15 protein-coding genes and 1 pseudogene are annotated in these 20,720 nt (G+C 72.9%); 7 read left to right on the plus strand and 9 right to left on the minus strand.

The genetic code is table 11. The features are described 5' to 3' along the window. Positions 1–9 precede the first annotated feature (9 nt). Positions 10–175: pseudogene (locus ACF062_RS04970) on the plus strand (sugar-binding domain-containing protein); the annotation flags it as partial. Positions 176–249: 74 nt separating this feature from the next. Here the strand turns inward: ACF062_RS04970 and ACF062_RS04975 are convergent. The 3 genes from ACF062_RS04975 to ACF062_RS04985 form a co-directional block, all read right to left on the minus strand. Then, positions 250–1,905 (minus strand): von Willebrand factor type A domain-containing protein, encoded by a 1,656-nt coding sequence (locus ACF062_RS04975; RefSeq protein WP_392135751.1) that lies wholly within the window; start codon positions 1,903–1,905, stop codon positions 250–252. A 119-nt stretch (positions 1,906–2,024) separates the two neighbouring features. Then, complete coding sequence (locus tag ACF062_RS04980; protein ID WP_223774717.1) at positions 2,025–2,888, minus strand: ABC transporter permease; 864 nt, start codon at positions 2,886–2,888, stop codon at positions 2,025–2,027. Then, the gene (locus tag ACF062_RS04985; protein ID WP_392135754.1) at positions 2,885–5,551 is read right to left on the minus strand and encodes an alpha/beta fold hydrolase; all 2,667 of its coding nucleotides are present in this window, start codon (positions 5,549–5,551) and stop codon (positions 2,885–2,887) included. The genes ACF062_RS04980 and ACF062_RS04985 overlap by 4 nt, the downstream gene beginning before the upstream one ends. Before the next feature lie 180 nt (positions 5,552–5,731). On the opposite strand from ACF062_RS04985, the gene ACF062_RS04990 reads away from it, so the two are divergent. Next, positions 5,732–6,964: a pyridoxal-phosphate dependent enzyme gene (locus ACF062_RS04990; protein ID WP_392135757.1), complete on the plus strand. Its 1,233-nt coding sequence runs from the start codon at positions 5,732–5,734 to the stop codon at positions 6,962–6,964. 229 nt (positions 6,965–7,193) lie between these two features. Here the strand turns inward: ACF062_RS04990 and ACF062_RS04995 are convergent, their stop codons facing one another. The 6 genes from ACF062_RS04995 to iolC all read right to left on the minus strand — a co-directional run bounded on the left by ACF062_RS04995 (position 7,194) and on the right by iolC (position 15,227). Next, the gene (locus ACF062_RS04995) at positions 7,194–8,621 is read right to left on the minus strand and encodes an APC family permease (protein ID WP_392135759.1); all 1,428 of its coding nucleotides are present in this window, start codon (positions 8,619–8,621) and stop codon (positions 7,194–7,196) included. A gap of 398 nt (positions 8,622–9,019) precedes the next feature. Beyond that, entirely contained in the window at positions 9,020–10,522 is a 1,503-nt protein-coding gene (gene mmsA / locus ACF062_RS05000; protein ID WP_223774721.1) for a CoA-acylating methylmalonate-semialdehyde dehydrogenase, read from the minus strand. 17 nt (positions 10,523–10,539) lie between these two features. Then, positions 10,540–12,429 (minus strand): 3D-(3,5/4)-trihydroxycyclohexane-1,2-dione acylhydrolase (decyclizing), encoded by a 1,890-nt coding sequence (gene iolD / locus ACF062_RS05005; protein ID WP_392135762.1) that lies wholly within the window; start codon positions 12,427–12,429, stop codon positions 10,540–10,542. Further along, positions 12,426–13,238: a 5-deoxy-glucuronate isomerase gene (gene iolB, locus ACF062_RS05010; RefSeq protein WP_392135765.1), complete on the minus strand. Its 813-nt coding sequence runs from the start codon at positions 13,236–13,238 to the stop codon at positions 12,426–12,428. Before iolB ends, iolD begins: the two co-directional genes overlap by 4 nt. Positions 13,239–13,266: 28 nt before the next feature. Next, the gene (locus tag ACF062_RS05015; RefSeq protein WP_392136531.1) at positions 13,267–14,178 is read right to left on the minus strand and encodes a deoxyribose-phosphate aldolase; all 912 of its coding nucleotides are present in this window, start codon (positions 14,176–14,178) and stop codon (positions 13,267–13,269) included. A gap of 65 nt (positions 14,179–14,243) precedes the next feature. Continuing rightward, positions 14,244–15,227 carry a 5-dehydro-2-deoxygluconokinase gene (iolC, locus tag ACF062_RS05020; protein ID WP_392135768.1) on the minus strand — a complete coding sequence of 328 codons (984 nt, stop codon included), beginning with the start codon at positions 15,225–15,227 and terminating at the stop codon, positions 14,244–14,246. A gap of 126 nt (positions 15,228–15,353) precedes the next feature. Here iolC and ACF062_RS05025 point away from each other — a divergent pair, with 126 nt between their 5' ends. From ACF062_RS05025 to ACF062_RS05045, 5 genes are all read left to right on the plus strand, one after another. Continuing rightward, positions 15,354–16,253, plus strand: a complete 900-nt coding sequence (locus ACF062_RS05025; protein WP_392135771.1) for a sugar phosphate isomerase/epimerase family protein — start codon at positions 15,354–15,356, stop codon at positions 16,251–16,253. Between the two features lie 110 nt (positions 16,254–16,363). Beyond that, positions 16,364–17,275: a helix-turn-helix transcriptional regulator gene (locus tag ACF062_RS05030; protein ID WP_392136534.1), complete on the plus strand. Its 912-nt coding sequence runs from the start codon at positions 16,364–16,366 to the stop codon at positions 17,273–17,275. Positions 17,276–17,649: 374 nt separating this feature from the next. Next, positions 17,650–17,847 carry a MerR family transcriptional regulator gene (locus ACF062_RS05035; RefSeq protein ID WP_055564500.1) on the plus strand — a complete coding sequence of 66 codons (198 nt, stop codon included), beginning with the start codon at positions 17,650–17,652 and terminating at the stop codon, positions 17,845–17,847. A 137-nt stretch (positions 17,848–17,984) separates the two neighbouring features. Further along, positions 17,985–18,308, plus strand: a complete 324-nt coding sequence (locus tag ACF062_RS05040) for a heavy-metal-associated domain-containing protein (RefSeq protein ID WP_392135774.1) — start codon at positions 17,985–17,987, stop codon at positions 18,306–18,308. Positions 18,309–18,404: 96 nt separating this feature from the next. Further along, complete coding sequence (locus ACF062_RS05045; RefSeq protein WP_392135777.1) at positions 18,405–20,684, plus strand: heavy metal translocating P-type ATPase; 2,280 nt, start codon at positions 18,405–18,407, stop codon at positions 20,682–20,684. The last annotated feature ends 36 nt before the right edge of the window (positions 20,685–20,720 follow it).

Below are 20,720 nucleotides of genomic sequence, written 5' to 3' on the forward strand. Positions count from 1 at the left end.
ATGACGGCGCCCAAGGACTTCAACCCCGTCGGCTCCTACCGCCGCGCCTTCGCCGTGCCGCGCGGCTGGCGGGGGGCGCAGGCCCCTGCTCTCCTTCCAGGGCGTGAAGTCCGCGTTCTTCGTCTGGGTCAACGGCAAGAAGGTCGGCTACAGCGAGGACAGCTACACCCCGGCCCGCGTCGGCGGCAATGACTCGTGGGGCGCCCCGCCAAAGGAGCCGTACCTGCTGCGCGCGGGGCGTGCGTACACCTACGGATACCGCCTGCGGGCCGCCGGCTGGCCGGCGAGGCGCTCGCCGGGCCGGACCTCGCCCCGGTGCTCCTCGCCGGGGTCCTCCGGGGCGGGGGCCGCGCCGGCGAGCTCCCCGGCCCGGTCGATGGCGGTGGCCAGCTCCCGTGCCGGCGCGCCCTCCGCGGCCAACGCGCGGGCGCGGCCCGCCAGTTCGCTCAGGGAGGGGGTGCCGGGCAGGGCGGCGGGGTGCCGCGCACCGTCGTGGCGGCCGCCGTGCCCGGAGCGCAGGTTGTCCGCGAAGTATGCGGCGACGGCGGCCAGTTGGAGGCCGCTGTCGGCCCGCCACAGTGACGCGTCCAGGTCGGCGGCCTCGATGCGGCCCGACTCCTCGTGCGGGGCGCGGGTGTCGGGGTCGAGCCAGCGCACGCCGGCCGTGGCGAGGTGGCCGTCGGCGCCCGGTTTGGTGCGCACCGCGTACAGCGCCGTCACCGTGTGGCCGGGGCCGATCTCGCCGCCGTCCACGGAGTCGTCGCGGAAGTCGTCGTCGGCGACCTCGCGGTTCTCGTAGCCGATCAGGCGGAACCGCTCGACGGTGGCGGGGTCGAAGGCGACCTGCGCCTTGGCGTCGCGGGCGCGCAGCTCGATGTGGGCGGGGAGCTGTTCGCAGAAGACCTCGCGGGCCTCCTTGTCGTTCGAGACGTACGTGGTGTGGCCGTCGCCCTTGTCGGCGAGGCGCTCCATCAGGGCGTCGCCGTAGTCGCTGCCGACGCCGACCCCGAAGAGGGTGATGCCGTGCTCGCGGCGGGCGTCGGAGATCCGGTCCAGGATGCCTTCGGCACTGGTCTCGCCGGTGTTGGCGAGGGCGTCGGAGAGCAGGACGACGCGGTTGGTCGCGCCCTTCTTCTTGCCGCGCACGGCGGTGTCGTAGCCGGTGGTGACGCCCGCCTCCAGGTTGGTGGACCGGGTCGGCTCCATCCGCTCGATCGCCTCGTGCACGCGGGAGCGGCCGTCCCCGGTGTCGCCGAGGCGGGTCATCGGCAGGACCGTCTCGGCGGTGTCGCTGAAGGTGACGAGCGCGATCGAGTCGTCGGGGCGCAGCTGGTCGGCCATGATCCCGAGGGACTTCTTCACGAGGTCGAGGCGGCCGGGCTCGGCCATGGAACCGGACACGTCGATGACGAAGGTGAGGGCGGCGGGCGGCCGTTCGCCCTCTTTCGCGGCGCCGCGGGTGGCGAGCCCGACGCGCACCAGCGACCAGCCGCCCTCTCCGGTGCGGGCGCCGTCGACGCTGACCGAGAACCCGTCGCCGTCGGGCCGCGGATAGTCCTGCCGGAAGCTGTTGACGAACTCCTCGGGCCGGACGGTCGACGGATCGGGCAGGCGCCCCTCGGCGAGCGTGCGGCGCGCGAAGCCGTAGGAGGCCGTGTCGACGTCCAGGGCGAAGGTGGAGAGGTAGTCGGGCGGCGCGGCCTTCCGCTGCCGCTCGGGGCGCACGGCTTCGCCGGTGCCGGGCGCGTCCGGCGCGGGCAGCGGCGCGGCCCCGCTCCCCCGGCTCTTCTCCTTGCCGTCGGCGGTGGCGCGGTTGTCACCGCCGCCTGCGGTGCACCCCGTGAGCAGCAGCCCACCCGCCATGGCCACGGCGAGCACCGCGTGGCGTGTCTTCCTGGCCCGCATCCGCCCGTCCCCCTCACGTCGTCGGCTTTCCTGACTGTGACGCGCGGGGGGCCGGGAACGGTCGCCATGGGACGTTGCGGATGGGTCTCGATGCGGCTACGGGACCACGGCCTCGCCGGTCAGGACACCACGTCCTTGCGCGCGAATCCCCGGAACGCCAGCGCGAACAGCACCAGCGCGTACGTCACCGAGATCGCCGAACCCTGGATCATGCCGCCCCACTCGGGGCGGGCCTGGAGGGCGTCGGCCCAGGCGAACTGCCAGTGGGCGGGGAGGAAGTCGCGCCAGTCCTCCAGCGCGGTCACCGCGTCCAGGACGTTGCCGACGATCGTCAGGCCGACCGCGCCGCCGACCGCGCCGAGCGGGGCGTCGGTCTTCGTCGACAGCCAGAACGCGAGGCCCGCGGTGACCAGTTGGGAGACGAAGACGTAGCCGACGGCGATCAGTAGGCGCTGGGCCGCCGTGGTCGCGGGCAGCGCACCGCCGGTGGGGATCTCCAGCGGGCCCCAGCCGTACGCCATCGTGCCGACCGCCAGCGCGATCAGCGGGAGCAGCACCATGGCGGCGGCGCTGAGGGCGAGCGCGACGGCGAGCTTGGACCACAGGAGGCGGGCGCGCGGCACGGGTGCCGCCAGCAGGTAGCGCAGGGAGGACCAGCTCGCCTCGGAGGCGACGGTGTCCCCGCAGAACAGGGCGACGGGGATGACGAGGAGGAAGCCGGCGGAGACGAACAGGCACGTCGCGGCGAAGTTCACGCCGGACGCGGTGGCCGTGTCCATCAGCGTCACCGCGCTGTTGCGCTCCCCCGGCGAACCGGCGACGGCGAACGCGATGACCAGCACGACGGGCAGCAGCGCCATGACGCCGCCCATCACGAGCGTGCGGCGCCGCTTCAGCTGGCGGACCGCCTCGACCCGCAGCGGCAAGGTGCGTCCGGCGCGGTAGCCGGGCGCCGTGGGGCGCTCCAGGGTGGGGGCGCTCATGCGGTGCCTCCGATCAGGGTCAGGAAGGCGTCTTCGAGGCGGCGGTGCGGGCCCATGGACTCCACCGGCACGTCGAGACGGACCAGTTCGGGCAGCAGCCGGGCGGCGCCCGCGTCCGGGGTGCCGTCGAGCCGCACCAGGAGGCCGTCGTCGGCGCGCACCGCCGAGGCGACGCCGGGCAGCGCGGCGATCTTCTCGACCAGCGGGTCGGAGATGTCCCGCGCGAGCCCCACGAGGAGCGTGTCCCCGGAGCCGATGATCTCGGCGACCGGGCCCGCCTGGACGAGGCGGCCGCGGTCCATGACGACCAGGTGCGTGCAGGACTGCTCGACCTCGGCGAGGAGGTGGCTGGAGACGATGACCGTGCGGCCCCTGCGCGCGTAGCGGATCATGACCTCGCGCATCTCGCGGATCTGCGGCGGGTCGAGGCCGTTCGTCGGCTCGTCGAGGATCAAGAGGTCCGGCAGGCCGAGCATGGCCTGGGCGATGGCGAGGCGCTGCCGCATGCCCTGGGAGTACGTCCGCACGGCGCGGGTCAGGGCGTCACCGAGCCCGGCGATCTCCAGCGCCTCGGTCAGGTGGGCGTCCTCGGCGGGGCGTCCGGTGGCCTTCCAGTACAGCTCCAGGTTCTCCCGGCCACTGAGGTGCGGCAGGAATCCGGCGCCCTCGACGAACGCACCGACCCGGGAGAGCACTGGCGCTCCCGGCCGGATCGCCTGCCCGAAGACACGGATCTCGCCCGCATCGGGCCGGATCAGGCCCATCAGCATGCGCAGGGTCGTGGTCTTGCCCGCGCCGTTCGGCCCCAGGAGGCCGAGCACCTGGCCCTTCTCCACGCGGAAGGAGACGTCGCGGACGGCGTACCGGTCGGCGGACTTCGCATACCGCTTGCTCAAGTCCGTGATCTGGAGCGGAACTTCGGCGAGCGCCGGGTCGGGTGCGGGCGCCGTCGTGCGCCGTCGTCCGGTGATCAGCAGGCCGAGGGCGATCACCGCTCCGGCCGCCGGCAGCCACCACACCCAGGAGGGCAGCGGCGCGGCGGCGGTCTTCACGCCGGGAGCCGTCGGCACCGTCAGGTCGCCCTTCAGGGAGACGGTGTACTTGGCGGGCTCGGCCGGTGAGGCGTACCCGAGGTCGGTGGAGGCGAAGACGAGCCGCAGCCGGTGGCCCTTCTGCACCTCGTGGTCGACGGCGGGCAGCCGCAGCTCGACGTCCTTGCCCTGCCGGGCGCCTTCGACGCGTACGGGGGCGACGAGCTGGGAGGGCAGCACCTGCTGCTTGCCGCCGGGCCCGACGTCGTACACCTTCGCGAAGAGCACCGCGTCCTCGCCCGTGGATTTCACATGGGCCCGCACGGTCGGTGAACCGGTGATCCGCAGGTCCTCGTCCAGCGGCTTCGACTCGAACTTGGCGTGCTGCCCGGGGATGTCCAGAGAGACGCCCACACCGAGGGAGGAGAGCCGGGAGAGGCCTGTGCCGCCGAGTCCGGGGAGGGTGGAGACCGCGGGCGGGCTCGCGCCCGCGGGGTTGTCGAAGGTCTGCTCCCGCCCGCTGAGCGGCACCGCGCGCGGGCCGCTCCGAAGGCCGGGGTACGTGTCGCCGCTCGCGCCCCGCAGCTGGGCCGCCCCGTCGGTGGAGTCGACGCCTCCGGTGCGGGTGACGCGGAACGCCGGGCCGGTGTCGGCGCCCTTGTCGCCCTTCAAGTAGCGGTCGAACCACGCGCCGACGCGCTTCTCGACGCGCCCACGCTCGGCCTCACGCTCGCCGCCGTCGTGGCCGCCCGCGATCCAGTCGACCGTCACGGGCGCGCCGTTGGCCCGGACCGCCCGCGCGATGGCGTCACCCTGCCCGAGCGGGAAGAGCGAGTCGGTCTGGCCCTGTACGAGATACGTCGGCACCTTGATGCGGTCGCCGACGGCGGCGGGGCTGCGCGCGGCGAGCAGCTCGCGCGCCTTCTGGTCGGGCTCCCCGGCGACCGCGACCCGGTTGTACATGGCGCACAGCCGCTTCTCGAACTTCTCGCAGCCGCCTCCGGTGGTGATGAACGAACCGGTCCACAGCTTCTTGAAGACGCCGTCGGGGAACAGGGCGTCCGCGAGGTTCCAGTAGGTGATCTGCGGGGCGATCGCGTCCACCCGCCGGTCGTGCCCGGCGGCAAGCAGCGACACCGCTCCCCCGTACGAGGCGCCGGTGACGCCCACGCGCGGGTCGCCCGCCTTGTCGAGCCGCACCTCGGGGCGCTTCGCCAGCCAGTCGATCAGCTTCGAGACGTCGGCGACCTCGCCCTTGGGGTCGTTCAGCCCGATCTTGCCGGTGGACCTGCCGAAGCCGCGCGCGGACCAGGTCAGCACGGCATAGCCGTCCCTGGCCAGCTCCTCGGCCTGCTCGCGGACGTCGGCCTTGCTGCCGCCGAAGCCGTGGCCGATGAGGACGGCGGGGCGCTTCGTGCCGGCGTCCCCCGCGGTGAAGTAGGAGGTGTCGATCCGCGCGCCGTCGGTGCGGAGCGTGCGGTCCGACCGGTGCACCGCCGGGCCGTCGTCCGATGCCACCGCCGTCCAGGTGCCCGTCCCCGCGAGCACCACGACGGCGGCCACGGCGGCGAGCAGCCGGCGTGGCCCGCGGGGTCCGGGAAGCCTGGGTGGCCTGGGCAGTCGTAGATCCATGCGTCAACCGTACGGGTGCCCACCGACAACCGGGGCAGCCGCCGGTCTGAACTCTCGCGTCTCCCCGGGGAGTAGGCGCCTCGCCGCGTGTACCGCGATCGTGTACGCGGGAAGATCCGGATCGGGTGGGACTCCGCTGAACGGGACGCACCGTGTCAGGGGTGAACTTAGGCTGCACCTATGACATCACAGGTCTCGCCCAGCGCCTCTCAGGCCTCCCTCGCCATCGGTCAGCGCTCGCTCGGTGACCCGTCCGTCCGCTTCCCGCTGTGGCCGCCGCTCACCAGCGGGTGTCCGGCGACCAGCACGGACAGCGTGTCGTACCCGGTCGAGGTCGACTACGCGTACGACGAGGTGCCCGCCGGTCTCTTCACCACCGCGCCCGGCCGGCCGCGCGGGCACGAACGCTGGGCCCCGCTCCTGCCGCCGCTGCGCGCACCGGGCCTCGGCGAGGGCGGCACGCCGCTCGTCCCGCTCGGGGACGGGCTGTGGATCAAGGACGAGTCGCGCAATCCGACCTGGAGCCACAAGGACCGCATCAACCGCGTCACGGTGAGCGCGGCGGTCGGCGCGGGCGCGCAGGGCATCGTCGTCGCCTCGTCGGGCAACCACGGGGCCTCCGCGGCGGCGTACGCGGCGCGGGCGGGCCTGCGGTGCGTGGTGATCGGCTCGGCGGGGCGGCCGCCCGCGGTGGACGCGTTCCTGCGGGCGTACGGCGCGGTGGTGCTGCCGGTGCCGGAGGACGCGCGGTGGCCGCTGCTGCGGCGGATCGTGGAGCGGTTCGGCTACCACCCGGTGAGCAATGTGACGCCCACGCACACCGGGCACGCGTTCGGGCCCGAGGGCTACAAGACCCTCGCCTACGAGATCTACACCGAACTCGGCGTCCCCGCCGCGGTGTTCCTGCCCACCGGGTACGGAGAGCTGCTCTTCGGCGTCTGGAAGGGCTTCGCGGAACTGGTCACCCTGGGCCTCGCGGACCGGGTGCCCCGCCTCTACAGCTGCGAGCCCGAGGCCGGGGGGCCGCTGGCGGCGGCGGTACGGGACGGGGTTCCCGCGACGCGGGTCCCGGTCGGCGAGACGGCGGCGTACGCCATCGACTGCGCGGTCGGCGGTTACCGGGGTGTGGTCGCCCTGCGGGAGAGCGGGGGCCATCCGCTGCTCGTCTCCGACCAGCGGATGGCGGCGGCGCGGGCGGAGCTGGCGCGGGCGGGCCTGTGGGCGGAGCTGTCGGCCGCGGCGGGGCTCGCCGGGTACCGGCAGCTCGGTCAGGCGGCGGTGGTCGAGGGGCCCGTGGTGTGCGTGTCGACGTCGAGCGGCTTCAAGGACCGCGATCTGCTGGACTCGGCGGTCGCCGCCGAGGTGGATCCGGAGGACTGGGCGGAGGTGGAGCGGCGGGTGGGGCGGGGCTGAGGTCTGCCTCCGGCGGTTCCTCCCCGAGCCCGCCCCTTCCCGAAGTTTGCGGCTCCGCCGCCCGGGGCTCGGTCGATCGCCCTTCGGGCTCGTCCTCAATCGCCGGACGGGCTCACAATTGAGCCCGTCCGGCGATTGAGGACCGGGGTCTGGGCGGAGCCCCGGTTCGGGCAGGGGCGGGCTCGGGGAAGAGAACGCCGGAGGCAGACCTCAGCGCCCCGAAGCCTCCTCAGCCCTGCCCGTCCTCCGGCACGCTCACCAGCCACCGCGTGTCCCGCCGGGGGCGCAGGTACAGCGCCCAGTACAGCGTGGCCACGACCACGATGCCGCCGGTCCACACCAGGTACTCCGCCTCCTGCTGGCTCAGCACGTACGCGAGGACGGCGATCAGCACCACAGGCACGGCGGGCCACAGCGGCATCCGCCAGGCGGCCGCGTGGCCGTGGGAGCCCCGCCGGGCCAGCAGCGCGGCGACCGCCACCAGGAGGTACATGCCGGTCACGGAGACGCCGGTCACGCCGTACAGCGTGTCCAGGTTGACGAAGCACAGGAGCGCGCCGGGCACGCCGACCAGGAGCGTTGCGATCCAGGGGGCGCCGGACGCGCCGAGCTTCGAGAGCGCCTTGTTGACCGGCGTGGGCCACGCCTTGTCGCGCGCCGAGGCGAACAGGACGCGGGAGTTCTGGATGACCATGACGATGCCCGCGTTGATGATCGCGAGGGCCACGCAGAGGCTGACGAACGTACCCACGGCGGAGTTGGACCAGGCCGTCACCATGGCGCTGATGTCGCCCTCGGTCAGCGCGGTCAGGCTCTCCGCGCCCATGGTGATCGCGATGACCGGCACCAGGATGATCACGGCGGAGATGCCGAGGGTGGCGAGGACGGTGCGGGCGACGTTGCGGCGCGGGTTCTCCAGTTCCTCGGAGAGGTAGACCGCCGTGGAGAAGCCCTGCGTGACGAAGAGCGCGATCGCGAGGCCGGAGACGATCAGCATGGCCGTGACGGGGTCGACGCCGCCGGGGCCGGAACCGGCGACCGACAGGTCCACCAGGCTGCCCGCGCCCCGCTCGGCGTGGGCGAAGCCGAGGACGGCCACGACGCCCGCCGCGACGACTTCGAGGACCAGGAAGATGCCGGTGATCCACGCGTTGGCGCGCAGGTCGAGCAGGCCCGCGAGGGTCGCGCAGATCATGACGCCCGCGCCCGCGTAGGACGGGTCGAGGTGGACGACCGGCGCCAGATAGTCCGCCGTGCCCATGGCGATGACGGGCGGCACGATCATCACGACGAGCAGCGACAGGACGAAGACAAGCCAGCCGGCCAGCCGCCCCGCCATCGTGGAGACCATGGCGTACTCGCCGCCCGCGCTGGGGATGAGGGTGCCCAGCTCGGAGTAGCAGAACGCGACGCCCACACAGAGCAGCGAGCCGATCGCGATGGTGAGCGCGGTGGCGGTGCCGAGCGAGGAGAAGAGGTCGGGGACGACCACGAAGAGCGTGGAGGCGGGCGTCACGCACGACAGCGTGAGCAGGGTGCCGCCGACGACGCCGATGGAACGCTTGAGCTTCTGGGGGCTCGCGGGGGCGACCGGATCAGCCGTGGCCGCCGGGGGTGCGGCGTGCGGTGTCTGGAGCGGGCGGAGCGTGTCGGTCATGAAGCGCGATTCCGATCGACTCGTGCGGCAGGAGATGCGGGGGGAGCCCTATCGCCTCCGAAGGCTGCTGAGCTGGGTGTTTCTCTGGCTCCCGGCGCGTCATGGAACCCCGGCGATAACCGGAACGTCAACGGTCATTTGCCTACGGAATCCGCAGCGCCCCCGCACTCCAAGTCGCCTCGCTTTCGCAAGAGTTTGCCCATTCAGGTCTCAATGAACATGCCGACACCGGAGATGACCTTCATATTGCAGGCGTATGAACGCGACTGCTTTCACTGCCCGGATTGCGCCCTGTGCACGGGAACCGCAAGGGAGGCGTCAAAAAAGAATCAGGGCCGTCCGGAATCCGGACGGCCCTGTTCTACGCGCTGTCACGCGCCGGTGACTCGGTGGTCGGCTCAGTGGTTGCGCGGGAAGCCCAGGTCGACCCCGGCCGGCGCGTCCGACGGGTCGGGCCAGCGCGTGGTGACGACCTTGCCGCGCGTGTAGAAGTGCGTGCCGTCGTTGCCGTAGATGTGGTGGTCGCCGAAGAGCGAGTCCTTCCAGCCGCCGAAGGAGTGGTAGCCCACCGGCACCGGGATCGGTACGTTCACGCCGACCATGCCCGCCTCGATCTCCAGCTGGAAGCGGCGGGCCGCGCCGCCGTCCCGGGTGAAGATCGCGGTGCCGTTGCCGAACGGCGAGGCGTTCATGAGGGCGACGCCCTCCTCGTACGTGTCGACGCGCAGCACGCACAGGACCGGGCCGAAGATCTCGTCCTGGTAGGCCTTGGCGGTCGTCGGCACGCGGTCGAGCAGCGAGAGGCCGATCCAGTGGCCGTTCTCGTGGCCCTCGACGGTGTAGCCGGTGCCGTCGAGGACGACCTCGCAGCCCTCGGCCGCGGCGCCCGTGACGTAGGAGGCGACCTTGTCGCGGTGGGCGGCGGTGATGAGCGGACCCATCTCGGACGCCGGGTCGCTGCCGGGGCCGATCTTGATCTTCTCGGCGCGCTCCTTGATCTTCGCCACCAGCTCATCGGCGATGGCGCCGACCGCGACGACGGCGGAGATGGCCATGCAGCGCTCGCCCGCGGAGCCGTACGCGGCGGAGACGGCGGCGTCGGCGGCCGCGTCCAGGTCGGCGTCGGGAAGGACCAGCATGTGGTTCTTGGCGCCGCCGAGCGCCTGGACGCGCTTGCCGTTCGCGGAGGCGGTGGCGTGGATGTGGCGGGCGATCGGGGTCGAGCCCACGAAGGAGACGGCCGCGACGTCCGGGTGTTCGAGGAGGCGGTCCACGGCCACCTTGTCGCCGTGTACGACGTTGAAGACGCCGTCCGGCAGCCCTGCCTCGCTCAGCAGCTCCGCGATCTTCATCGACGCGGACGGGTCCTTCTCCGACGGCTTCAGGACGAAGGTGTTGCCGCAGGCGATGGCCAGCGGGAACATCCACATCGGCACCATGGCCGGGAAGTTGAACGGCGTGATGCCGGCGACGACGCCCAGCGGCTGGCGGATGGACGACACGTCCACGCGGCTCGCCACCTCCGTCGACAGCTCGCCCTTCAGCTGCACGGTGATGCCGCAGGCCAGATCGACGATCTCCAGGCCGCGGGCGACCTCGCCGAGCGCGTCGGAGTGCACCTTGCCGTGCTCGGCGACGATGTGCTCGGCGATCGCGTCGCGGTTGGCGTCGAGCAGCGCGCGGAACTTGAAGAGGATCGCGGTCCGCTTGGCGAGGGAGGAGGTGCCCCAGGTCGCGAAGGCGTCGCGGGCGGCGGCGACAGCCGCGTCCACCTCGTCGACGTTCGCGAAGGCGACCTGCGTGGTGACGGCGCCGGTCGCCGGGTCGGTGACCGGGCCGAAGGTGCCGGACGCGCCCTCGACGGTCTTGCCACCGATCCAGTGGTTGACGGTCTTCGTCATGACAAGCATCCCTACTCTCACAGGTGGCGGCGTCGGGCAGCGACGTGCCGGTCGTACTCTTCCCTGGCCTTGACCGCGGACACCCGGGTCGCCGTCTCGGCCACGGGCACATCCCACCACGCCTGTGCCGGGGGCGGCCCCGACACTGTGTCTGCCGTTTCCGTCTCCACATAGACACATGTGGGACGGTCTGCGCCCCGCGCCTCCCGCAAGGCCTCCCGCAGGTCACGCACGGTCTTGGCGCGCAGCACCCGCATCCCGAGCGAGGCCGCGTTGGCGGCGAGATCGACGGGCAGCGGGCCCTCGGTGTACGTCCCGTCCGGCGCCCGGAAGCGGTAGGCGGTGCCGAACCGCTCGGCGCCGACGGACTCGGAGAGGCCGCCGATGGAGGCGTAGCCGTGGTTCTGGAGGATGACGACCTTGATCGGCAGGTTCTCCTGGACGGCCGTGACGATCTCCGTCGGGTTCATCAGGTACGTGCCGTCGCCGACCAGCGCCCACACGGGCCGGCCGGGCGCGGCGAGCGCGACGCCGATCGACGCCGGGATCTCGTAGCCCATGCAGGAGTAGCCGTACTCGACGTGGTACTGCCGCGCCGACCGCGTCCGCCACAGCTTGTGCAGGTCGCCAGGGAGGGACCCGGCGGCGTTGATGACGACGTCCTCGTCCGTCACCAGCGCGTCGAGCGCGCCGAGGACCTGGGCCTGTGTGGGGCGCGCGTCCACCTCGTCCACCTGGTACGCGGCGTCGACGCGCTGCTCCCAGCGCGCCTTGTCGCCCGTGTACTGGGCGGTGTAGGCGGGCTCGACCCGGTGGCCGCCCAGCGCCCCCGTGAGCGCCTCGAGCCCGGCGCGGGCGTCCGCGATCAGCGTGGCGCCCGCCATCTTGTGGCCGTCGAAGGGCGTGACGTTGAGGTTGAGGAAGCGCACCCCCGGCCGTTCGAAGAGCGTGCCGGAGGCCGTGGTGAAGTCGCTGTAACGGGTGCCGACACCGATCACCAGGTCGGCGGCGCGCGCCAGTTCGTTCGCGGTCGCCGTGCCGGTGTGGCCGATGCCACCGACGTCCGCCGGGTGGTCGAAGCGCAGGGAGCCCTTGCCCGCCTGGGTGGCGGCGACGGGGATGCCGGTGGCGTCGGCGAACTCCTTGAGGGTGTCCTCGGCGGCGCTGTGGTGGACGCCGCCGCCCGCGATGACCAGGGGCCGCCGCGCCGCGCGCACCGCGTCCGCGGCGGCGGCCAGTTCGCGCGGGTCGGGGGCCGCCCTGCGCACCGTCCACACCCGCTCGGCGAAGAACTCCTCGGGCCAGTCGTGGCCTTCCGCCTGCACGTCCTGCGGCAGGGCGAGGGTGACGGCGCCGGTGGCGGCCGGGTCGGTGAGGACGCGCATCGCGGCGAGGGCGGCCGGGATCAGGGCCTCGGGGCGGGTGACGCGGTCGAAGTACGCCGAGACGGGCCGCAGGCAGTCGTTGACCGACACGTCGCCCGCGTACGGCACTTCGAGCTGCTGGAGCACTGGGTCGGCGGGCCGGGTGGCGAAGGTGTCGCCGGGCAGGAGGAGTACCGGCAGCCGGTTGACCGTGGCGAGCGCGGCGCCGGTGACGAGGTTGGTGGCGCCGGGCCCGATGGACGTGGTGACGGCGTGGGTGGCCAGGCGGCCGCACTGGCGGGCGTACCCGACGGCGGCGTGCACCATGGCCTGTTCGTTGCGCCCTTGGTGGAAGGGCATCTCATCGGCGTACTCGACGAGGGCCTGCCCGACGCCCGCCACATTGCCGTGGCCGAAGATGCCCCACGTCGCGCCGATCAGCCGCCGCCGCACCCCGTCCCGCTCGGTGAACTGCCGGGACAGGAAGCGCACGAGCGCCTGCGCGGTGGTGAGCCGGACACTCCTGTACGGGGTCTCCGTCATCGGTATCCCTCCGTGTGGTCGGGGTGGAAGCAGATCCGCCACTCCCTCTCCTCGCCGGGCCCCGCCATCACGTTCAGGTAGTACATGGCATGGCCGGGCTGGGCGACGGAGGGCCCGTGCCAGCCGTCGGGCACGAGCACGGCGTCACCGGTGCGGACCTCGGCGAGGACGTCCGTACCACCCTCACGGGAGGGGAAGACCCGCTGATACCCGAAGCCTTCCCGCCCATCCGGCGCCTCGATCTCGAAGTAGTAGATCTCCTCCAGCTCGGCCTCGGCGCCCGGGCGGTGCTCGTCGTGCTTGTGCGGCGGATACGAGGACCAGTTGCCGCCGGGCGTGATCACCTCGACGGCGATGAGGCGGTCGCAGTCGAAGGCGTCCGCGGCGGCGAAATTGCGGACCTCACGGGCGCACGTGCCGCTGCCGCGGCTTTCGACGGGAACCTCCGGCGCGGAGCCGTAGCGGGCGGGGAGTCGACGCTCGCACTTCGCTCCTGCCAGGGCGAAGCGGCCTCCCGCGCCGGAGGCGATCTGGATGTGGGCATCGCGGGGCACGTAAGCGAAGTCGGTGACTCCGCTGAACACGCTCTCCCGGCCCAGGAGTTCGATGATCCCGCCTTCCGCGTGCACCGTACAGCCGCCGGTCAGCGGGAGCACGATCCATTCACTCTCCCCCGTGGTGAAGGAGTGGATGCCGCCGGGCCCGATCTCGACGACGCGCAGCGCGGAGTACGTCCAGCCCGCCCGTTTCGGATCGATGTCGACGGCGTACGGGCCGGTCGCCGCACTGCCTTTCGGTACGTACGTCATATGAGCCTCCTTGAGCCCCTGTGCTCCGCTAGAGCAGCCCCACGGCGGTGTCGACCGCCCCCGCCACGTCACCGTCGGGCGGATGGAGCAGCGCCCTGCCGACGACGAGACCCCGCACCGTGGGCAGGCGCAGGGCGCCGCGCCACTTCTCGTACGCGGCGTCCTGATCGTCCCCGATGTCACCGCCGAGCAGCACGGCCGGCAGGGTGGACGTCTCCATGACCCGGGCCATGTCGTCGGGGTTCTCGGTGACGGGGACCTTCAGCCAGGTGTATGCGGAACTCCCGCCGAGCCCCGAGGCGATGGCGATGGACGTGGTGACGGCCTCGGCGCTCAGGTCGTTGCGGGGCGGTCCGGTGCCGTCCGGTCCCCCGCGGCGGGTCAGGAACGGCTCGACGAAGACCGGTATCCGCCGCTCCGCCATGGCATCGACGGCGCGCGCGGCCGAGTGCAGGGTGGTCAGCGAGCCGGGGTCGTCGTAGTCGACGCGCAGCAGCAGTTTGCCCGCGTCGAAGCCGAGCCGCGCGAGGTCCTCGGGGCGGTATCCGGTGAACCGGTCGTCCAGCTCGAAGGAGGCCCCGGCGAGGCCGCCGCGGTTCATCGATCCCATGGCGATCTTGCCGTCGAGGGCGCCGAGGAGCAGCAGGTCGTCGAGGATGTCGGCGGTGGCCAGCACGCCGTCGACCCCGGGACGCGAGAGCGCGAGGCAGAGCCGTTCGAGGAGGTCCCCGCGGTGGGCCATGGCGAACGGATCACCGCCGACGCCGAGGGCCCCACGGGCGGGATGATCGGCGGCGATGATCAACAACCGCCCCCCGTCCCCGAGAAGGGGCCGCCGCACCCGCCGGGCGGCGGCCTCGGCGATGGCTTCGGGGTGGTGGGCACGGATGCGGCTGAGGGCGGCGACATCGACGACTCGCGTCCGGCCGCCAGAATCCAGCCCCTCCGGCGTTTGAGGAGCGGGGTCCGGGGCGGAGCCCCGCGGGCGGTGCCCATGACCGGCGTTCACAGAACAACCCCCGCTTCCACAGCGGAAGCGACCTCGCCGGGAAACGGCATCGCGGACGAACACTCCAGCCGCGAGGCCACGATCGCCCCCGCGGCGTTGGCATACCGCATGATCCGCTCCAGCTCCCACCCCGCGAGCAGCCCATGGCACAGCGCCCCGCCGAACGCGTCCCCCGCCCCGAGCCCGTTGAGTACCGTCACCGGCAGCGGCGGCACCTCGGCCGACTCCCCGGCGCGGTTCATCGCGAGGACGCCCTTGGGTCCCTGCTTGACGACGGCGAGTTCGATCCCGGCGTCGAGCAACGCCCGTGCCGCCGCCCGCGGTTCACGCTCCCCCGTGGCGATCTCCACCTCGTCGACGTTGCCGACGGCGACTGTGGCGTGCGCGAGGGCGGCGGCGTAGTGGAGCCGCGCCTCGGCGGGGTCCCCCCAGAACATGGGCCGCCAGTCGAGATCGAACACCGTGCGTCCGCCCGCCGACCGCGCGGCCAGCGCCGCCAGCGTCGCCGACCGGCTCGGCTCCGCGCAGAGCCCCGTCCCTGTCATCCAGAAGATCCGCGCCGCCCGGATGGCGTCGAGGTCGAGCTCGTCCTCGTACATCTCCAGGTCGGGGGCCTTGGGCAGCCGGTAGAAGTACAGCGGGAAGTCGTCCGGCGGAAAGATCTCGCAGAACGTCACGGGCGTCGGCAGCCCCGCGACCCCGCTCACCCAGCGGTCGTCGACCCCGAACTCCCGCAGCGCCCGGTGCAGATAGGCGCCGAAGGGGTCCTCGCCGGTGCGCGTGACGACGGCGGCCCGGCGGCCCAGGCGGGCCGCGGCGACCGCGACGTTACTGGCCGAGCCACCGAGGAACTTCCCGAACGTGGTGACCTCGGCGAGGGGCACCCCGCTCTGCAACGGATAGAGGTCGACCCCGATCCGCCCCATGGTGATCACGTCGTACGGGTCTGTCGGGTCTTTCGGGTCCGTCGGGTCCGTCACCCTGCACTCCCTCTCGGCGGCGCCTGCCCCAGGTCTAATCCCGCGCCACGAGCCCTGTCAACATTTTGTCCTTACATTCGGACCACTCCTTGACACTCTTCCGAGGCGGCCTGGAGGCTTGCCGACATGACGACGCTGTCTCGCATCCGGATCGGTTCGGCGCCCGACTCCTGGGGCGTGTGGTTTCCCGAGGACCCCCGGCAGGTCCCCTGGCGCCGCTTCCTCGACGAGGTCGCCGCGTCCGGCTACGAGTGGATCGAGCTCGGCCCCTACGGCTATCTGCCCACCGACCCCGCGGAACTGGCCGGTGAGACGGCCCGCCGAGGCCTCAAGGTCTCCGCGGGCACGGTCTTCACGGGCCTGCACCACGGACCCGCCGTCTGGGAGAAGACCTGGGCGCACGTCGCCGAGATCGCCGCCCTGACCCAGGCCATGGGCGCCGGACATCTCGTCGTCATCCCGTCCTTCTGGCGCGACGACAAGACGGGCGTCGTCCTGGAGGACCGCACCCTGACACCGGCGCAATGGCGCGAACTGACCACCCAGACCGAACGCCTGGCCCATGAGGTCCGCGAGCGGTACGGCCTGAAGGTCGTCGTCCACCCGCACGCGGACACCCACATCGACACCGAGGAGAACGTCACCCGCTTCCTCGACGCCACCGACTCCGGCCTCGTCTCGCTCTGCCTGGACACCGGGCACTACGCCTACTGCGGCGGCGACAGCGTCAAGCTCATCGAGACGTACGGCGAACGCATCGGCTATCTGCACCTCAAGCAGGTCGACCCGGAGATCCTCGCCGCCGTGCGCGCGGACGAGGTGCCGTTCGGGCCCGCCGTGGCCCGCGGCGTGATGTGCGAGCCGCCCGCCGGGGTGCCGGACCTCGGGCCCGTCCTCGCCGCGGCGCGGCGCCTCGACGTCGACCTCTTCGCGATCGTCGAGCAGGACATGTACCCGTGCCCGCCGGACAAGCCGCTGCCGATCGCCCGGCGCACCCGCGCCTTCCTGCGGTCGTGCGGAGCCTGAGGACCACCAGCACCGGCGCCCTGAGCACCCCCCGAGCCCTGCGGGCCCCGGACGTCCTGCGGGCCCCCGACGGGCGCTGGGAGATCGCCCTCGCGCGCCCGCACCCCCGGCTGCGTCCCGGCGTGATCAGCTACCGCGGCACACGACTCGCGCTGGCCGGACCGCGGCGGCGCCTGGAGGTGCCGATCGGCGCGGTGACCCTGCTGCTCGGCTTCGGCCGGCCGGTGCGGATCTCGGGCCTCGAACGGCCGGGGCGCGCCGGGCCGGACAGGCCGGGCCGACCGCCGGTCTCGCTCGTCTCGGTCCTCTCCGGGCTCGGCACGACGCCGGTGCTCGGCGAGCACGACGGACATGTCGCGGGCATCGAGGTGCTCCTGATGCCGTGGGCCGCGTTCACGCTCTTCGGCACCGCGCTGCACGAACTCGCCGACCGCACCCTCGACCCCGACGCGCTCGGCGTCCGGCCGGATCCGGGCCGCTGGGCGAGCGTGGCCGAGCTGGCGGACGCGCTGGGCGCGCTGCCCTCCTGGTCCGCGCGCTTCCACCTGCTGGACGAGGTGTTCGCCCGCTGGTCCGCGACGGGCCACCCGCCCTCGGCGCGCACCGTGCGGGCCTGGGACGAGCTCGTACGCTCCCGGGGCACCGCCCCGGTCGGCCGCCTCGCCGAGGAAGTCGGCTGGAGCGTACGCCAGTTGGAGAACCGCTTCCGGGAGCAGATCGGGATCGGACCCAAGGCCGCGGCACGGGTCCTGCGGCTCCAGCGGGCCCGCAAGATGCTCGCGGCCGGCCACGGCCAGGCCGAGACGGCGGCGGCCTGCGGCTACTACGACCAGGCCCATCTGAGCGGCGAGTTCAAGGCGCTGACGGGGTGTACGCCGCGCCAGTTCACGCGGGCGCGGCACGCGGCGTCCGCACCCGCGGCGGACCGGCTCGACGGGCAGCCCACGAGTCTGGTGCTCCCGGCCGGGGCCGGGCCCGCGGCGTCGAGTGCGCTTTTCTCCAAGACCGGAGGGCGGCGCTGACGGCACGCTGTGACCCTTGGGCCAACTGCCGCGGGGGATCCCGCGACGCCCTCCGGGCCGGAAGCCGGAGGACCGCGGGGAAGCGGGTGGGCCGGACCCGGCGCAGCGGGCCCGGCCCACCTCGGCTTGTGCGCCGCACCCCGTGTCCACGCCGGATCACCGCCACGCGCATGCGTCTCTTCCGTCACAAACACTCTTTTCTTGTCACACATGTCACATGTGTGCGGATCTTGCGTCACAGGCAGTCGACAGCTGCCCTCCAGCGGTCACTCTGCGTCGTTCACGGGGCACAGGCTGAGTGATCGCCGCGCGTCGCGTCCAGTCCCCCCGTCGGCCCTCCGGCCACCCTGGGCGCGCGCAGGGAGGTGCCACCTATGACGGACCGCAGGCTCTGGTCGTACAAAGAGATCGCCGCGCACATCCGGGTGCAGCCCGACACCGTGCGCTCCTATCGCAAGCACGGACTGCTGCCGGATCCCGACCACGTGGAGGGCGGCAAGCCGTACTGGTACGCCGACACCGTCCGCGCGTGGGTCGCGGCCCGCCCGGGCAACCGGGGACGCAGAGACTGAGGCCGCAGCCGGGACCTGGTTGGAGAAATACCCCCTGGGGGTATAGTGTGATGTGTGTCAGGGGGGTCTCGGGGACTCCGGGGTCCCCTCCTGCACGTAACGTCGCATACGTACACAAGCCTCCCGAGGAGAACGACATGAGCGCCCAGACCGAGCTCCCGCAGGCCGCGTCCGAGACGACCGGCTCCTGCTGCTCCCCCAGCGGTTCCTGCCACTCCGGCGGCGCGGCCGAGGCGCCGCAGGGTGCCGTCACCACGGTGTACGAGGTGAAGGGCATGACCTGCGGCCACTGCGAGGGCGCCGTCTCCGGTGAGATCTCCGAGATCGCGGGCGTCAGCTCCGTTCAGGCCGTGGCCGCCTCGGGCCTGGTGACCGTGGTCTCCGAGGCCGCCCTCGACGAGGCCGCGGTGCGCGCCGCGGTCGACGAGGCGGGCTACGAGCTCGTCGGCGTCAAGGCCTGAGGCCCCGGGCCCCGTGGTTTCGGGCCCCGCGGTCTCGGCACCGACACCACAGGGCCCGCCGCCACGCTTCCCGCCGGGAAGTAGTACCAAGGAGGCATGACCGAAGTCTCCGAAGTCGAACTCGCCGTCGGCGGGATGACCTGCGCCTCCTGCTCGTCCCGCATCGAGAAGAAGCTGAACCGCGTGGAGGGCGTGACCGCCTCGGTCAACCTCGCCACGGAGAAGGCCAAGGTCTCGTACGCCGACGGAGTCGAGGTCGCCCAGCTGATCGCCCTGGTCGAGAAGCTGGGCTACACGGCCGAGGAGATCCTCCCGCCCCCGCCGGAACCGGAACGCGCCCCGGGGGCCGCGGCGGCCGACGGCTCCACGCCCCCGACCACCGCCGACATCACCGAGCCCGACACGCTGCGGCAGCGCCTGACCGTCTCCGCGGTCCTCTCCCTGCCCGTGGTGCTGCTCGCGATGGTCCCCGCCCTCCAGTTCGACAACTGGCAGTGGCTCTCGCTGACCCTCGCCGCGCCCGTGGTCGTCTGGGGCGGGCTGCCCTTCCACCGGGCCGCGTTCACCAACCTCCGGCACGGCGCGGCGACCATGGACACGCTCGTCTCGGTCGGCACGCTCGCCGCCTTCGGCTGGTCGCTGTGGGCGCTCTTCGCCGGCGACGCCGGGATGCCCGGGATGCGGCACGGCTTCGACTTCACGGCCTCGCCCGGGGACGGCGCCTCGGCCATCTATCTCGAAGTCGCCTCCGGCGTCGTCACGTTCATCCTGCTCGGCCGCTGGCTCGAGGCCCGCGCCAAGCGGCGGGCCGGCTCCGCCCTGCGCGCCCTGCTCGAACTGGGCGCCAAGGACGTCACCGTGCTGCGCGACGGCGCGGAGGAGCGGATCCCGGTCGGGCGGCTGGCCGTCGGCGACCGTTTCGTCGTACGCCCCGGAGAGACCGTCGCCACCGACGGCACCGTCGTCGAGGGCGCGTCCGCGGTCGACGCCTCGATGCTGACGGGTGAGTCCGTGCCGGTCGACGTCGGCGTCGGCGACGCCGTCACCGGGGCGACCGTGAACGCCTCGGGGCGCCTCGTCGTACGGGCCACCCGCGTCGGCTCCGACACCCAACTGGCGCGCATGGCACGGCTCGTGGCGGACGCGCAGACCGGCAAGGCCCAGGTGCAGCGCCTCGCCGACCGCATCGCCGGGGTCTTCGTGCCGGTGGTCCTGCTCATCGCGGCCGGCACGCTCGCCGGCTGGCTGGGCGCCACGGGCGACGTGACGGCCGCGTTCACGGCCGCCGTCGCCGTACTGATCATCGCCTGCCCGTGCGCGCTCGGCCTCGCCACCCCGACGGCCCTCATGGTCGGCACCGGGCGCGGCGCCCAGCTCGGCATCCTCATCAAGGGCCCCGAGGTGCTGGAGTCCACGCGCCGCGTCGACACCGTCGTGCTGGACAAGACGGGGACGGTGACCACGGGCCGCATGGAGCTGAAGGACGCGTACGCCGCCGGGGAGACGGACGAGAAGGAGCTGCTGCGCCTCGCGGGCGCCCTGGAGCACGCCTCCGAGCACCCCGTCGCACGGGCCGTGGCGGCGGGCGCCGCCGAGCGCCTCGGCACCGCCGTCGGCCAGTTGCCGACGCCCCAGGGGTTCGAGAACGTCGCCGGGTACGGCGTGCGCGGCACGGTGGACGGGCACGAGGTGCTGGCCGGGCGCGAACGGCTCCTGGTCCAGGCCGGTGTCACCGGCCTGGACACGCTGAGCGCGCTGCGCGAGGAGGCGGAGGCCGCCGGGCACACGGCCGTGCTGGTCGCCTGGGACGGCGTCGCGCGCGGCGTGCTCACGGTCGCCGACGCCCTGAAGGAGACGAGCCCTCAGGCGGTGCGCGAGCTGCGGGCGCTCGGCCTGACGCCGGTGCTGCTCACCGGCGACAACAAGGCCGTCGCCGACGCCGTGGCCCGGGCGGTGGGGATCGCGCCCGACGCCGTGTACGCGGAGGTCCTGCCCGAGGACAAGGTCGACGTCGTGACGAGGCTGCGCGACGAGGGACGGGTCGTGGCGATGGTCGGGGACGGGGTGAACGACGCGGCGGCGCTGGCCGCGGCCGATCTGGGCCTGGCGATGGGCACCGGCACCGACGTGGCGATCGAGGCGAGCGACCTGACGCTGGTGCGCGGGGACTTGCGGGTCGCGGCCGATGCCATCAGGCTCTCCCGCAAGACTCTCGCCACCATCAAGGGCAATCTCTGCTGGGCCTTCGGCTACAACGTGGCCGCGCTGCCGCTGGCGGCGGCCGGGCTCCTGAATCCGATGATCGCGGGTGCCGCGATGGCGTTCTCCTCGGTCTTCGTGGTCACGAACAGCCTGCGTCTGCGCGCGTTCTCATAAGCTCTTCACAGGACCGTTTCAGCATCCTCACGCAGG

Origin of the sequence: Streptomyces sp. NPDC015345 (assembly GCF_043078805.1) — a bacterium.
Lineage (GTDB): Bacteria > Actinomycetota > Actinomycetes > Streptomycetales > Streptomycetaceae > Streptomyces.